General features: G+C 52.3%; 11 protein-coding genes. 7 read left to right on the top strand and 4 right to left on the bottom strand.

All coding sequences use genetic code 11. The features are described 5' to 3' along the window. Positions 1–105: 105 nt before the first annotated feature. Together F0P93_RS17345 and F0P93_RS17340 are read left to right on the top strand one after the other, a co-directional pair. A complete protein-coding gene (locus F0P93_RS17345) occupies positions 106–810 on the top strand; it encodes a response regulator transcription factor (RefSeq protein ID WP_150878139.1) in 705 nt (234 codons plus the stop codon). 17 nt (positions 811–827) lie between these two features. Continuing rightward, a complete protein-coding gene (locus F0P93_RS17340; RefSeq protein WP_150878136.1) occupies positions 828–1,862 on the top strand; it encodes a sensor histidine kinase in 1,035 nt (344 codons plus the stop codon). Here F0P93_RS17340 and F0P93_RS17335 read toward each other — a convergent pair. Next, a complete protein-coding gene (locus tag F0P93_RS17335; protein ID WP_150878133.1) occupies positions 1,859–2,410 on the bottom strand; it encodes a DNA-3-methyladenine glycosylase I in 552 nt (183 codons plus the stop codon). The two genes, F0P93_RS17340 and F0P93_RS17335, sit on opposite strands and share 4 nt — an antisense overlap. A gap of 392 nt (positions 2,411–2,802) precedes the next feature. Here F0P93_RS17335 and F0P93_RS17330 point away from each other — a divergent pair, with 392 nt between their 5' ends. Continuing rightward, positions 2,803–3,522, top strand: a complete 720-nt coding sequence (locus F0P93_RS17330) for an RluA family pseudouridine synthase (protein WP_150878131.1) — start codon at positions 2,803–2,805, stop codon at positions 3,520–3,522. Positions 3,523–3,585: 63 nt separating this feature from the next. Next, complete coding sequence (locus tag F0P93_RS17325; RefSeq protein WP_150878128.1) at positions 3,586–3,885, top strand: Dabb family protein; 300 nt, start codon at positions 3,586–3,588, stop codon at positions 3,883–3,885. Positions 3,886–3,939: 54 nt separating this feature from the next. Here the strand turns inward: F0P93_RS17325 and F0P93_RS17320 are convergent, their stop codons facing one another. The 3 genes from F0P93_RS17320 to F0P93_RS17310 all read right to left on the bottom strand — a co-directional run bounded on the left by F0P93_RS17320 (position 3,940) and on the right by F0P93_RS17310 (position 7,904). Further along, a complete protein-coding gene (locus F0P93_RS17320) occupies positions 3,940–5,148 on the bottom strand; it encodes a PSP1 domain-containing protein (protein WP_150878125.1) in 1,209 nt (402 codons plus the stop codon). A gap of 355 nt (positions 5,149–5,503) precedes the next feature. Next, entirely contained in the window at positions 5,504–6,379 is an 876-nt protein-coding gene (locus F0P93_RS17315; RefSeq protein WP_150878122.1) for an AraC family transcriptional regulator, read from the bottom strand. A gap of 286 nt (positions 6,380–6,665) precedes the next feature. Next, positions 6,666–7,904, bottom strand: coding sequence for a proline dehydrogenase family protein (locus F0P93_RS17310; RefSeq protein ID WP_225309522.1), 1,239 nt, complete (start codon positions 7,902–7,904; stop codon positions 6,666–6,668). Positions 7,905–8,049: 145 nt separating this feature from the next. On the opposite strand from F0P93_RS17310, the gene pruA reads away from it, so the two are divergent. From pruA to F0P93_RS17295, 3 genes are all read left to right on the top strand, one after another. After that, the gene (pruA, locus tag F0P93_RS17305; RefSeq protein ID WP_150878119.1) at positions 8,050–9,681 is read left to right on the top strand and encodes an L-glutamate gamma-semialdehyde dehydrogenase; all 1,632 of its coding nucleotides are present in this window, start codon (positions 8,050–8,052) and stop codon (positions 9,679–9,681) included. Between the two features lie 332 nt (positions 9,682–10,013). Next, on the top strand, positions 10,014–13,169 hold the full coding sequence (locus F0P93_RS17300) for a SusC/RagA family TonB-linked outer membrane protein (RefSeq protein ID WP_150878116.1): 3,156 nt from the start codon (positions 10,014–10,016) through the stop codon (positions 13,167–13,169). A gap of 34 nt (positions 13,170–13,203) precedes the next feature. Then, positions 13,204–14,727, top strand: a complete 1,524-nt coding sequence (locus F0P93_RS17295) for a SusD/RagB family nutrient-binding outer membrane lipoprotein (protein ID WP_150878114.1) — start codon at positions 13,204–13,206, stop codon at positions 14,725–14,727. Positions 14,728–14,746 lie beyond the last annotated feature (19 nt).

The following is a 14,746-nucleotide window of genomic DNA, read 5'->3' as shown; positions in this document are numbered from 1 at the left end:
GTAACGCCACTGCGTGTTAAGTTTTTGTTAACAATAGAGTTAACTTCGTAAAATTGCTGACACAGCACGTACCTTCGATTCCAAATTACACCAACAAACCGTAGAATGAGTGCCACGAAGACTTCCCAACAACTCCACCGTGTGCTGGTGGTCGACGACGACCCCGACATTGTCGAACTGTTGCAATACAATCTGGAGAAAGAAGGGTACGACGTCCGCACCGCGCCCGATGGCCGAAAAGCCCTCGATACCGCCCGCTCGTTTGTTCCCGAACTGGTGTTGCTCGATATCATGATGCCGCAACTCGACGGGATCGAAACGGGTCGTCAACTCCGCAATTTGCCTGATCTGCGCCAAACGTTTATTCTCTACCTCACCGCCCGCTCCGAAGAATATTCGGAGGTGGCCGCCTTTGAAATCGGGGCCGACGACTATATTACGAAGCCTATCAAACCGCGCGCGCTGATGAGCCGCATCAACGCCCTCTTCCGGCGCGAAGCCCAGAAAGCCGATCCGGGCGAGAAAATCGAAATCGGCGGGCTGGTCATCAACCGCCTGAACTACACCGTGACCACCAGCGACAAAACCGTCGTGCTGCCCAAAAAGGAGTTCGAACTGCTGTTTTTCCTCGCGCTGTCGCCTAACAAAGTATTTGGCCGGGAAGAGTTGCTGCAAAAAATCTGGGGAGTCGATATCTACGTCCTCGAACGCACCGTCGATGTGCACATCCGGAAATTGCGGGAAAAAATCGGCGAAACCTACATCAAAACCCTGAAAGGCGTGGGGTACATGTTCAATGATGAAGGTTAAGCGGTTATCTTTACTTCATGTCGCTTAGCCCCCGTATTGCTGCGTTTCTGCTGGCCGGTCTGATTTCGGCCCTGACGGTCGTGTTTCTGACGTTTGTGGAAGGCGTCACGCGCAGCATGTTGTTCGTGGTGGCGATTTCGTCGTTGATCGTTTCGTTTTTCCTGATTCTGTACGCCATCGAAATTCTGGTGTACCGCGAGGTGAACAAACTTTACAAAACCATCCACAAACTGCGCATCAAGGATTTCACGATTTCCCGGACCACCATCGTTAAAAACAGCAATCCGTTCAAGAAACTGAACGACGAGATTTTTGTCTATGTGGCCCGCAAACAGAAGGAAATCGAGGAACTCCGGCGGCTCGAACAGTTCCGGCGTGAGTTTCTGGCCGACGTCTCCCACGAACTGAAAACGCCTATTTTTGCCGCGCAGGGCTTCGTACACACGCTCATCGACGGGGCCATCGATGACGAGAAGGTGCGGGATAAATTTCTGGCCAAAGCCGCCAAAAGTTTAGACGGGCTGGATGCGCTGGTGAAAGACCTCGTCGCGCTGTCGCAACTGGAAACCGGTGAGGTGAAGATGCATTTTGAACCGGTGGATATTTACCAGATTACGCTGGAAGTGTTTGAGCAACTGGAAAATAACGCGCTGGCCCGCCAGGCTTCCTTAAAAATCAAATCCGATCAGCCCGGCGGTATTCTGGTCAAAGCCGACCCGCAACGCATCACGCAGGTGCTCACCAACCTGATCGAAAACGCCATTAAATACGGCAACAACGGCGGCAAGGTGGTGGTCAGTTTTGAAGAGGAAAAGAAGCAGTACATCATTCAGGTGCGCGACAACGGCCCCGGCATTCCGCCCGAACACCTCAACCGCATCTTCGAGCGGTTTTACCGCGTCGACAAAAGCCGCTCGAAAGAACGGGGCGGCACCGGTCTGGGACTCGCCATCGTGAAGCACATTCTGAACGCCCACAAATCGAAAATCACGGTGATGAGCAAACCGGACAAAGGAACGGTTTTCAGTTTCAAGCTCGACAAAGCCGATTAACGCCCCGCGGCCCATAACGGCTTTTTCTCCAGCACTTTTTCAAATACCGGACAGTCGGCCGCGTGGGCGCCGGGCAGATAGCCGATGCTCATCAGGAACTCGTTCACGATTTCACCGCCCGTAAAGCGAAACGTTTTTTTGAACAGCTTCACCCAGTCTTCTTTGGTTTTGGGATGGTGAAGTTCCAGCCAGCTTTCAAACGAACCGTGTTCTTTTTGCAGTTCCAGAATGGTTTTGGCATTTTCGATGGCGGCATTGACTTTCAGCCGGTTGCGGATGATGCCCGCGTCGGCCAGCAGTCGTTCGCGGTCGGCGTCGGTATAAGCCGCCACCTTGGCAATGGAGAAATGATCGTATGCTTTCCGAAAACCGGCTTCCTTTTTCAGGATCGTTTCCCAACTCAAACCGGCCTGATTGATTTCCAGCACCAGCCGGCAAAACAGCTCGTCGTCATCGTGGATCGGAAAACCGTAGAGGTGGTCGTGATAGGCTTTGTGGAGGGCCTTCCGGTCGGCGGGCATGAAATCGATGGCGGTGCAGTACGACATTGGAAAACGGATTGGTCAAATTTTAAGCCCACCGTTAAAACGGTGGGTGGTGAGGCAAAAACGGCGTCGATAAAAACCGTTTCAACGGTTTCAGGATCTCAAAACCGTTGAAACGGTTGGGCGTTCCGGCGTTATGCCCGGTTTTCCCACGGTTGAAACCGTGGGCTAAATTAAAACCTGATCCGGTTATTACCCAATAAAATCGATCGTTACCGTTATCTTACAAGGTCATCATTCAAACCACACATCACGCCTTTACGCGTTAATGAATGGCACAAAATTCCTGAATTGTGAAAGATAGTGTACCCAAAAGCGCGACATCAATCACCCGGTTTTTCGACAGGGAATCTTTTTGGCTTGGATAGCATTCTGTTGTTCAGGACCTTTGTACTATGAAACTGAATTTTGAAGAGCTGATTGTTTTCGAGAACGACGATTATATTTTAATCAATAAACCCGCGAATATTGCTTCGCTCGACGAACGGAATGCCGATAAGTCGCAGAGTATCCTGCGATTAGCCAAAGCTTACCACCCCGACGCCCAGCTCGGCCACCGCCTGGACAAAGGCACGTCGGGCATTCTGGCGATTGCCAAAAACCCGGCTGCCTACCGCCACCTGGCGATGCAGTTCGAACACCGGGAAGTAACCAAACGGTACCACGCCGTCGTGGATGGCATTCACGATTTCGAAGGTATTTCGGTGTATCTGCCCATTTCGCCCATCAAAGACGGAACGGCGGTGAAAATAGACCGGCAAAAAGGGAAAGAGGCTGAAACTATTTTCAATACGCTGAAAGTATACCGGATGCATACCTTGATGGAGTGTCTGCCAATTACGGGCCGGATGCACCAGATTCGGGTTCACCTCATGTGTTTGAAAGCCCCCATTGCCAACGACCCGACGTACGGCGGAAAACCGGTTTTTCTGTCGGATCTGAAGCGGAAATTCAACCTGAAAAAAGACACCGAAGAACAGTCGCTCATTCAGCGCGTGGCCCTGCACGCCCGCTCGCTGACGTTTACGTTGCTGGATGGTGAACGAACGATTTTTGAAGCGCCCTATCCGAAAGATTTCGAAGTATTGGTGAAGCAGTTAGAGAAAAATAGTTAGTTTTCAGGCTCAATTTGGCGTTAACTCCTAAAACCGTACCGGCGAACCGGTCGAAAAACAAGCATGTTTGTTCATACCGTATATTTCTGGCTCACGAACCCCGAAAGCGACGACGACCGCCAGGCGCTCCGCGCCGGCCTTGAAACGCTCAAAGGCATTACGCATTTTGAAGCGTTGTACATTGGCAAACCCGCCGACACCCGTCGGCCCGTGATCGATCATTCCTACGACTGGTCACTGACCTATATTTTCAGTGATCAGGCGGCCCACGATGCGTATCAGGAAGATCCGATCCACCTGAACTTTGTGGAAACCTGCGCGCGGTACTGGAGCAAGGTTGTGGTGTATGATGCGGTAGAATAAAAACTCATCTTTGAGAAAACGAAAAAACCGGCCTTGCGACCGGTTTTTTCGTTTTTAGGCTTTTCCGTTCTCCGGGCGGCCGTTCGAAGCCGTCGGCTCACCACCACCGGCTGACGGTTTTTTCTTCTTCCGTTTCTTCTTCCGATCGCTGCGGTCGCTGAATTTTTTGTCCAGCTTTTCCAGATCGCTGTTGAGGGAGTTCAACCCTTTGGCGGTTTCTTTCCGCTCGGCCATCGGTTCCAGCAGGTCGAACGATTCGGGAATAATGCCCTTTTTGTTCAACTCCTGAATCTCCATGACACGCGCGATGGGCAGCGGATACCAGGTGCTTTCAGTGCTGTAGCCAAACCACATGATCCGCCGGAAAATGTCGGTTTTCTGGAGCGACGCCCGGCCTTTCTGGGTTTCGAGCGGTTTTTCCACCTGCGGAATATCGCGCAACGCATCCACGTAGGTTTCGAGTTCGTAGTTCAGGCAGCACTTCAAACGGCCGCACTGGCCCGATAACTTACTGGGATTCAATGACAAATTCTGATACCGGGCTGCCGAGGTCGTGATGTTTTTGAAATCGGTCAGCCAGGTGGAGCAGCACAGTTCGCGGCCGCAGGAGCCAATCCCGCCTAGCCGCCCGGCTTCCTGCCGCAGGCTGATCTGCCGCATTTCGACCCGGATTTTGAATTCGGCCGCCAGAATCTTGATCAGTTCCCTGAAATCGACACGCTCGTCGGACGAATAATAGAACGTCGCCTTCGTGTTATCCGACTGGTATTCAACGTCGGACAGTTTCATATTCAGCTTGAGTTCCTTCACCACTTCGCGGGTGCGGTACATCGTCGTCAGGTCGCGAGCGATGGCCTGCTCGTGTTTTTCGAGGTCTTTCTGCGACGCCACGCGGTGAATCACTTTCAGATCGTCGGAAAACGGGATGTTTTTCTTCAACATCTGCAAGCGAACCAGTTCCCCCTGGAGTGATACGCAGCCGATGTGATAGCCCGTCTGCATTTCACAGACGACATAGTCGCCCGTTGTCAGATTGATCTGGTGCGGGTTGCGGTAATATTCCTTCCGCCCACCCTTGAATTTTACTTCTACGGTTGCATCGTACCGGCGCGTGGAGGGCGTCTCCATGTTGCTCAACCAGTCGAACACATTCATTTTATTGCAACCGCCGGTGCCACAGGCCCCATTATTTTTGCATCCGCCCACGGCTCCGGTTGCGGTTTTGGTCCCACAACCGCCGGTCGTACATGATTTGCATCCCATAACTCTATCTATAGTTAAGAGCTAATAGTGAAAAATTAAGCGTGAAAAGTAAAAAGTAGACTAGAGAACCGTTTACTTTTAATTTTTAACTCTTAACTCTTCATTCATAACTCGTGATCGTGCGGGCGGCCCCGCCTTCTTTTTTTGCCTTCATCCGGATCACATTTTATATAGATCCGAATTCGGCTGTGAATACGCTACTCAACCGGTTAATGCCGTTCACGAACCGATCACCTCAAAATTATACCCTAAATTAATAAAAAAAGGCATAAATGGCTGCATGATCCTAACTACCCCGGGCAGGTCGGGGAAAAATCGCATCCATGACAGTCAGAGATCAGACCAAAACCGTCGTCTACTTGCTTTTGTATTCCCGAATGTAGTCGCTGGGAGACATGCCCGTGGTTTTTCTGAAAACCCGGTTAAAATTGGTGGCACTGTTGAAACCGGTCGAATAGGCGATGCTGGAAATTCCGTCGTTGCTGCTGTTAATGATTCGCTTGCAGGCTTCGTTGATCCGGATTTCGTTCAAAAATGTGTTGTACGTTTTGCGGGTGTGTTTCTTGAAGTATTTACAGAACGCGTGCGGGGTAATGTGGGCGATGTCGGCAATTTTGTCGAGCGTGATGGGCTCGGCATAATGATCGAGCGTATACTGGAAGACGTCATTCATCCGCATGCCGTCCGAATCCGAGAAGGAATAGTCGGCGAAACCGGTTTGCAGCGACTTCCAACCTTTTACTTCCTTCGAAAAATATTGGAACAACTGAATAACCGCCAGCAGCCGGTCCAGATTGGTTTTATCTTCCAGGGATTTCAGGACTTTGGCAACGGATTCGGCGTGTTCAGCCGGCAGTTGCAGGCCATTCTGAATGAGGTCGAGAAACCGGCTGATCGACTCCATTTCGGGCAGGGCCAGAAAGGCTTTGGGAATCCGTTCCAGGTCGAAAAAAATGTGGATGGCATGGGCGTTTCCAAGCCGGGGATTCGTAAAATGCCCCGGTTCCGATTTGAACATGTGGGGCTGGTTCGGCCCCAGAATGTAGACTTCGCCGGGCCGGAAAGCCTGGCTGTAGTTTCCCACCATCAGGATGCCTTTTCCTTTGAGGATGAGCGTGATCTGGAGTTGTTTATGCCGGTGAAAATGATTGTAAAAATGGGTCAGGAAATCCTCGTCTACAATTACGGAATCCTCTTTGGGGGCAGGCGGAGTAAATTGTAGTACTTTCATACAGTCAAATCATATAATTGTATACCTATTAAATCTACAAATAATACAATTAGAGATGGCGAGGTATTGCAGGAAGACCGGCAATATTCATTGACCGGGCCTTCTGTGAATTGGGCAGTTGCTGCGTAAAGGATATACCAATATTATCATTGCTTTATCTGTATTGCAAGTTTTGGGATAATATTCGTTGAACAATGGTTAATCCTGTTAAAAAAGCAGGCATCAAAGCCCTCTACCAGAACCGGCTTCCAGTCGGGTAGCGGTTTCGTTTCGACTCTTGGAATGATTACAATTTCGGAATAGCACCCTTGTAGCGTTTCCTTCTGGCTACTTCTTTCCGGATCAGAAATAATTCCCGGCTGGTTTGCCCGGCCACCGAACTGTTTTCCTGCGCTCGTCTCATCAAATACGGAATGACATCGGCAATGGGCCCGTAGGGTAGATACTTGCTGACGTTGCACCCCATTTTGGCGAGGTTGAACGTGATGTGGTCGCTCATGCCGAAAAGCTGGGAGAAATGGAGGTGCGGGTGGTTGAGCAGCAGGCCAGCGTCCAGCAATTTTTCGACGGTGTGTTGCACGCTGTATTCATTGTGCGAGGCTACAATCAGCGAAATCCGGTCGAGATGATCCAAACAGAAATCAATCGCAGCGTTGAAGTCCCTGTCACTGGCCGCTTTATCAGGCTGGATCAAAACCGTTTCGTTGCGCTCCAGCGCCCGTTTTCGCTCTTTCTCCATGTAGGCACCCCGAACGATTTTGACACCCAAAATAGCTTTGCGGTTTTGGGCCAGCGCAAAGCTCCGTTTCAGAAACGCAAGCCGATCGTGGCGGTATAGCTGGACGGTATTGAAAACGACGGCGGCCTTTTGGTTGAAAACCGTCATCACCTGCATCGTCAACGCATCGATCGTATCCTGAATCCACGATTCTTCAGCATCTATTACTATTCCAATGTTGAGATCAGCGCCCGTTTCGCAGATTTCAACCGTTCGGCTGACCACCCGCTCCCATTCCTGCCTTTCGGCAGACGTCAGCGAACCGGTATCGATCTCGACGGTCTGATCGGTCAGCCGAACCAGGGTGTTCAGCTTTTCCAGTAAGGCAAACCGCGCCAGGCCCGTAATCTTGATGCCCATCAACGGCACATTGGGGCGGGTAGCGGCAAACCGAACGACCCGAATGAACTCTTCCTTCGTCCGGTCGAAGTCGGCTTCGGTTTCCTTGCCTTCCGCGCCATAATCCAAAATGGCCTCCACGTTGAATTGCTCCAGCGTTTTGATGGTATCTGTCGTTTGATCAAGGCTTTCCCCACCAACAAATTGCTCGAAAATGGTGGATCGAATCAGGCCTTTGACCGGCAGATTCCATTTTACAGCCAGGGCCGTAAGCCCCGCTCCCAGCCGCACCAGCCAGTTTTGATTCATCAGGGTGAACATCACCTGCGCTTTCCGCAACTGCTGATCGGTTTTATAGGCGAACGCATCGGCGGTATTGGTCAGGTCTATTTTCGTTCCGTTTTTCATCGTCTGTATTTTGTCCCCTAAGGTATAGCGGGAATTTCGGGTATGGCGGTTTTGGCAATTTTGGATGACATTTGGACAATTTTGGATGCAAAGGAAAAACCGGGGTACCATACCTTTGAAGGACTGATTTAATCACCACTAGTTTATGTCAAAAGGATTTTTCCGTGTTCCGGAGCCCCGGAATGAACCGGTTTATTCGTATGCACCCGGGACTCCCGAACGAGCCAACTTGCAGGAAGCCCTGGCGAATGCCCGGGCGCAGGAAGTGGACATCCCCCTCTACATCGGGGATCGCGAAGTACGAACGGAAACCAAACGAGCCATTCGCCCCCCCCACGACCATCACCATATTCTGGGCTATTACCACGAAGGCGATGCCAGCCACGTTCAGGAAGCCATCGAAGCCGCCCTTGCGGCCAAACCCCGCTGGGAAGCCCTGCCCTGGGAAGAACGCGCGGCTATTTTCCTGAAAGCCGCCGAACTGGTCGCTGGACCATATCGCTATAAAATCAATGCAGCCACCATGCTCGGCCAGTCGAAAAATGCCTACCAGGCCGAAATCGACTCCGCGTGTGAGCTAATTGACTTCCTGCGGTTTAACGTTTCGTACATGGCAAAAATTTACGACATCCAGCCCAATTCTTCGCCGGGCGTCTGGAACCGGCTGGAGCAACGTCCCCTGGAAGGCTTCGTGTTTGCGCTAACGCCCTTTAATTTCACGGCCATTGCCGGCAACCTGCCAACCTCGGCAGCCATGATGGGAAACGTAGTGGTCTGGAAACCGTCTGAAAACCAGGCGTATGCGGCTCAGGTGATCATGGACGTGCTGAAAGAGGCCGGTTTGCCCGCTGGTGTCATCAACCTGATCAACGTGGATGGTCCCGTTGCCGGAGCCGTTATTTTTAGCCATCCGGATTTTGCCGGTATTCATTTCACGGGCTCGACGGCGGTTTTTCAAACGATCTGGAAAACCATTGGCAATTCCATCGCTACCTACAAAAGCTACCCACGCATTGTGGGCGAAACCGGCGGGAAAGATTTTATTCTGGCGCACCCTAGCGCCAATGTAGAAGCCGTTGCCACCGCTCTGGTGCGGGGTGCGTTCGAATACCAGGGACAAAAATGCTCGGCAGCTTCCCGGGCGTATTTGCCCGCATCGTTATGGCCCGCGATTCGGGACAGAGTGGTGCAGGATCTAAGTACCATTAAAATGGGACCGGTCGAAGATTTTGGTAATTTTGTGAATGCCGTGATTTCCGAACGCTCGTTCGACAAGCTGGCCCGCTACATCGATCAGGCTAAAAACGACGAGGGCGTTGAGATCGTGGCTGGCGGATCGTATGACAAAACCGTTGGCTATTTTATTCAACCGACGGTTTTGCGGGTCGACAATCCGCAGTACGTGACGATGTGCGAAGAACTGTTTGGCCCGGTTTTGACAGTCTACGTCTACGAAGATGACGAATATGAAGCCATGCTGGACCTCATCGACAAAACGTCCATCTACGCACTCACCGGATCGATTCTGTCCCGCGACCGGTATGCCATTGACTTGGCAACCAGTCGCTTGCGGAATGCTGCGGGCAACTTTTATATCAACGACAAGCCGACCGGCGCGGTGGTGGGTCAACAACCGTTCGGGGGCGCACGGGGATCGGGAACAAACGACAAAGCCGGGTCGGAGCTGAACCTGTTACGGTGGGTGTCGGCCCGAACCATCAAGGAAACCTTCGATGCTCCTAAAAACTACCGCTATCCTTTTTTAAATCCCGATTGATCGCACCCCCGCTTACTCGCTGTCGGCAGTGAATGTACCGGTATGACAACCCCGTCATACCGGTATTTTTTTTAGATAAAATAGGGATTTGCTTTTATCTTTTCCCGATTCGGAAGGCATTTTGAAAAAACAGAAATTCATAATTTTAAAGCCCTTCTCTTTTCCAGATTGGCCGAATATTATTCTACGATAAAAGGAGTTGGGGAGTAATTCTTTGGAGGCTTAACAAAAATTATCTATTGATAAATAGATTTTAGCCGAATCCCCGTGCCCCTATTTTAGGAAGGAAAATGTTGCTTTTCTTTGTTTGAGACCACTAAACCGTAGTCACTATGAAGCAATCTATCCTATCAACCCGTGGCCTCCTGCCCATGCTTATCGCCTTTTTCTGCCTTTTGACGGGGACTAGCGCCATTGCAGGTGGGCAACCCGCAAAATTGGCGGACATTGAAGTCAATGGTGTTGTGACTTTTAAAGAGGATGGCAACCCACTGCCGGGGGCGTCTATTTTAGTGAAAGGCACTACCAATACCGGCACCATCACGGATGCCAGCGGTAAGTTCCGGCTTTCCGTCCCCGAAAACGCCACGCTGGTGGTGAGCTACATCGGTTTTCTGCCCGTGGAAATTCCGGTCAACGGACGGAGTACGATTTCCATTGCGCTGGAATCAGATGCAAAGCAACTGAGTGAGGTGGTCGTCACCTCGTTCGGGATTGCCCGCGACCGGAAAACGCTGGGCTACGGCGTCAGTGAAGTGAAAGCCGAACAACTCAGCCAGGCCCCAACCACGGATGTAACCAACTCACTGGCCGGAAAAGTAGCCGGAGTGCAGGTCACCGGTGCGGGCGGTGGTTTTGCCGGTTCCAACGTAACCATTCGCGGTTTCTCCACCTTTACGGGCAGCAACCAGCCGTTGTACGTGGTCGACGGGATTCCACTGGACAATTCCGGGGGTGGCAACTCCGTTAATACCGGCGTGGTGAACTCCAGCCGGATTTCGGACATCAACCCGCAGGACATCGAGAGCGTCAACGTCCTGAAAGGGGCGGCTGCTACGGTTTTGTACGGTTCGCGGGCGGCTTCCGGTGCCATCCTGATCACTACCAAAAAAGGCAAGAAAGGCGTCAAAAAGCAGATTTCGTTCTCGACCAATGTCGCCGTCGGAACGGTGAGCCGGTTTCCGAAATTTCAGAACGAATACGCCCAGGGCAGCAACGGAAATTACATTAACAACGTGGCTGGTTCCTGGGGACCCCGGATTGCTGGACAAACCGTAACGAACTGGTTTGGCGAGTCGGAAACCCTGCAGGCGTATCCGAATAACATCCGGGATATTCTTCAAAGCTCCATTTCTTCGCAGAATGACCTGAGTTTTTCGGGCGGAACCGATAAGTACGATTACCGGGTTTCCTACGGTTTTTCGGCCGAAACCGGTCTAGTTCCGAACAACAAACTGAACCGGAACAACCTCTCGGTGAATGCCGGAACCCAACTGACCGACAAATTCAGAATCTCGACCTCGTTCTCCTACGCCAACAACGTTTCTGACCGGACGCAATCCGGCAACCAGGGAGCGAATTCGCTCTGGCGCGGGATTTATACGCCCCGCAGCTATGACCTGACCAACAAACCGTTCCAGGATGCCGCCGGAAATCAACTGTGGTTTGCCGCCGAAGATCACCCCTACTGGTCGCTGGAGCACATCAAGAACCACCAGGAAGTGAACCGGTTTTTCGGAAATGTGAACCTGAAGTATGACATTCTGGACTGGTTACAGGCCGATCTGAAAATTGGTACGGATATTTTCAATTTCACCACCAAAGGGTTCGACGACAAAGGCGTTCGCAGCAACGCCAACACCAACTCGGCTGGGGCCGGTGGGGTGCTGGACCGCTCGCAACTGATCCGAAACCTGAACTCGTATTTCACGCTGACCGGAAACCGGAAAATCACGCCCGACATCAACCTGATTGCAACGGTTGGGAACGAAATCATTGCCAACTACAACAGCGAAATGCAGAACATCGGTCTGGGAATCGTGGTGCCGGGCTTCGACAACATCAAAAACTTCCTGACGTTCAACCCTACTTCTTCCGTTACCGAGCAACGGGGCGTCGGGGTGTTTGCCGACCTCGTTTTCGACTACAAAAGCTGGCTTTCGGTGAACGCCAAAGCGCGGAATGACTTCTCTTCTACGCTGGCTCCGGGCTACCGTTCCATCTTCTACCCGGCCGTCGCCCTCAGTTTTGTACCGACGGAAGCGTTTCCATCCCTGAAATCGAAAATCCTGTCCTCGGCCAAAATCCGGGCCAACATGGGCGAAGTGGGCAAGGGAGCCAGTCCGTACGCCATCAACACCTATTACGGCAAAGCGAGTGCGGGTGACGGTTTGGGCTCGACGGCGGTCAACTTTCCATTTGGCGGACTGGCGGGTTATACCTACGACAACAGCACGGGGAATCCGCAGTTGACGCCGGAATTTACGCGGGAAATCGAGTTGGGCGCGGAAGTAACGCTGTTTAACGGTCGTCTTTTCATCGACGGATCGGTTTACAAACGCGACAGCCGCAACCTGATCTTCTCGGTTCCAGTTCCTTCCACCTCCGGTTTCACCAGCCTGGTAACGAACGCGGGTAAGCTTTCGACCAATGGGATTGAGTTGCTGATTTCGGGAAATCCGATCCAGAAAGAGAACTTCACCTGGGAATCGTCGCTCAACTTCACCAGTTTCCGGTCCATCGTGAAAGAACTGGCCCCTGGCGTCGCCAACATCTCGATCGGTGGCTTTACGTCACCCAACATCCGGCTGGTGTCGGGCGAGGAATATGGTCAGATCTGGTCGAATGCCTATCAGCGGGATGCGCAGGGTCGCATGATCATCGGCGCCAACGGACTGCCGAAAGTAACGACGGCGGTGCAGCGGGTTGGAAATCCGAATCCACGGTTTACGGCCGGTTTTACCAACACGTTCAATTACAAGAATTTCAGCCTGTCGTTCCTGCTCGACTACAAACACAAAGGCGATCAGCTTTCCCGTACCATCGGCGATTTGCGCATCAATGGCGTAGCCGCCGAAACGGCCGAGTTCCCCCGGTTTAACGCCGACGGCACGCCCAACCGGCCCTACATTTTCGATGGCGTTCGGGAAGACGGCACGCCAAACACCATTGGCGTAACGGCGCAGCAATACTACAGTTTGCAGGGCAAATATGTGGCCTGGGAGGGTTACGTGCTGGACGCTACGTACCTGAAACTGCGGGAAGCAAATCTGACCTACAAAATCCCGGCCTCCGTTCTGGATCATGTAAAATTCATCAAAGGACTTCAATTGTCGGTATACGGTCGGAATCTCTTTATTCATGCCCCGAATTACCCCCACCTCGATCCGGAACAAAACCTGCTGGGTGTCAGCAACGCGCGCGGTCTGGAGTTTGGCATTCAGCCCACCGCCCGAACCATCGGCGGAAGTTTGAGAGCGACGTTTTAACGGGTGATTACGAATCGTACAAACCATTGAGATCATGAAGAAATTACTTTATACTTCCCTTCTTGCCACGGGGCTGTTTTTCAGCTCCTGCAGTTCTTACCTGGATGTCAACGACGATCCGAACAACATCCAGCGTGTTCAGGTGTCGCAGTTGCTCCCTTCCGTTACGGTCAACATCGGCTACATGGGTGCCAGTGACCTTTTCCGCTACGCCAGCCTGCTCTCGCAGCAGTTCAGTGGCCAGGGACCCAATACCGGTTTCGGGACGTTTAAAGAATACGAGCGGTACAACATCAACGACTCCGACGTCAACGGGCAGTGGGTCCGGATCTTCGGCACGACGGTGAGCGACCTGGAGCTGATGATTGCGCAGGCCACCCGCGAAGGCAGTCCGCATTATGCCGGGGTCGGAAAAATCCTGAAAGCGTATGTTTACCAGATTGTTGTCGATGCCTGGGGTGATGTTCCCTATACACAAGCCGGTAAGCACAGCGAGAATTTCTACCCGGCTTTTGACGACGACGAGGTGATTTACAAGGACCTGACCCGCCTGATCGACGAAGGACTGACGGATGTCAATGCCGCCACCTCGGCGCTGTCGCCCAACCAGTTCAGCACGATTTACAGCGGAACGACCTGGGCGGTTTCCAAAGACAAATGGATCAAGTTTGCCAATACGCTGAAACTGCGGATCTTCCTGCACTATTCGGCCAAAGACCAGGCTTATGCTTCCCAGCAAATCACGGCGCTGGTGAACAGCGGAGCCAAATTCATGGAAAGTCCGGCGGACAATTTTCAGATGGCGTTTCTGGCCGAATCGCAACGGCAGAATCCGCTGTACAGCATGGAAAACGGCCAGTTCAAGAACCAGTTTTTCCCGAACCGGTTCATCGTCAACCTGATGAACGGCAAGAGTGACCCCCGCCGGTCTGCGTATTTCATTCCGTTTCCGTTCAACTCCAGCCCGGCTACGTTCAAGGGGGCCAGTGTGCTTGATACCGATCCGTCGTCAGCCTATTCCCGGAACTATCAGTATATTTACGGAACGCCTTCGGCACCCAATACGGCCATGATCAATCCGGATGGTAGCCTGCGGGACGGAGCCATTACGTTCTCCGGGGCGGGTCCGGCCCGGTTGCTGACTTTTGCTGAATACAACTTTATCCGGGCCGAAGCGGCTTTGCTGTACGGCGCACCCGGCAATGCCCAGTCGTTTTTCGAAGCCGGTATCCGGGCATCCATGACCGACGCGGGCGTGGCCGCAGCGAATGTGACAACCTACCTGGCGACTCAGGGAACCCTGACCGGAACCAACCAGCAAAAACTGGAGCAGATCATTACGGAGAAATATGTAGCGAACCACGCGGTTTTGATGGAACCCTGGACAGATTACCGCCGGACGGGCTATCCGGCCCTGACTCCCCACAAAACACCAATGGCCATTTACGACGAAGTGCCCCGGTCGCTGTTTTACGCGCAATCGGAGATCAACAACAATCCGAATGCGAAGCAAAAGGCATCCATGCTGGATCGTGTTTTCTGGGATACCCGCAAGTAAGCTTGTTCCGATTGGACCT

Origin of the sequence: Larkinella humicola (genome assembly GCF_008727875.1) — a bacterium.
GTDB lineage: Bacteria > Bacteroidota > Bacteroidia > Cytophagales > Spirosomataceae > Larkinella > Larkinella humicola.
This window is presented reverse-complemented; position numbering and strand designations above follow the sequence as displayed.

What these genes read in the sequence shown, in the direction of transcription:
- F0P93_RS17315 (WP_150878122.1), bottom strand. Translation starts at nt 6,379, where the DNA reads ATGAAAGTACTACAATTTACTCCGCCTGCCCCCAAAGAGGATTCCGTA.
- F0P93_RS17295 (WP_150878114.1), top strand. Translation starts at nt 13,204, where the DNA reads ATGAAGAAATTACTTTATACTTCCCTTCTTGCCACGGGGCTGTTTTTC.
- F0P93_RS17320 (WP_150878125.1), bottom strand. Translation starts at nt 5,148, where the DNA reads ATGGGATGCAAATCATGTACGACCGGCGGTTGTGGGACCAAAACCGCA.
- F0P93_RS17325 (WP_150878128.1), top strand. Translation starts at nt 3,586, where the DNA reads ATGTTTGTTCATACCGTATATTTCTGGCTCACGAACCCCGAAAGCGAC.
- pruA (WP_150878119.1), top strand. Translation starts at nt 8,050, where the DNA reads ATGTCAAAAGGATTTTTCCGTGTTCCGGAGCCCCGGAATGAACCGGTT.
- F0P93_RS17340 (WP_150878136.1), top strand. Translation starts at nt 828, where the DNA reads ATGTCGCTTAGCCCCCGTATTGCTGCGTTTCTGCTGGCCGGTCTGATT.
- F0P93_RS17310 (WP_225309522.1), bottom strand. Translation starts at nt 7,904, where the DNA reads ATGAAAAACGGAACGAAAATAGACCTGACCAATACCGCCGATGCGTTC.
- F0P93_RS17300 (WP_150878116.1), top strand. Translation starts at nt 10,014, where the DNA reads ATGAAGCAATCTATCCTATCAACCCGTGGCCTCCTGCCCATGCTTATC.
- F0P93_RS17345 (WP_150878139.1), top strand. Translation starts at nt 106, where the DNA reads ATGAGTGCCACGAAGACTTCCCAACAACTCCACCGTGTGCTGGTGGTC.
- F0P93_RS17330 (WP_150878131.1), top strand. Translation starts at nt 2,803, where the DNA reads ATGAAACTGAATTTTGAAGAGCTGATTGTTTTCGAGAACGACGATTAT.
- F0P93_RS17335 (WP_150878133.1), bottom strand. Translation starts at nt 2,410, where the DNA reads ATGTCGTACTGCACCGCCATCGATTTCATGCCCGCCGACCGGAAGGCC.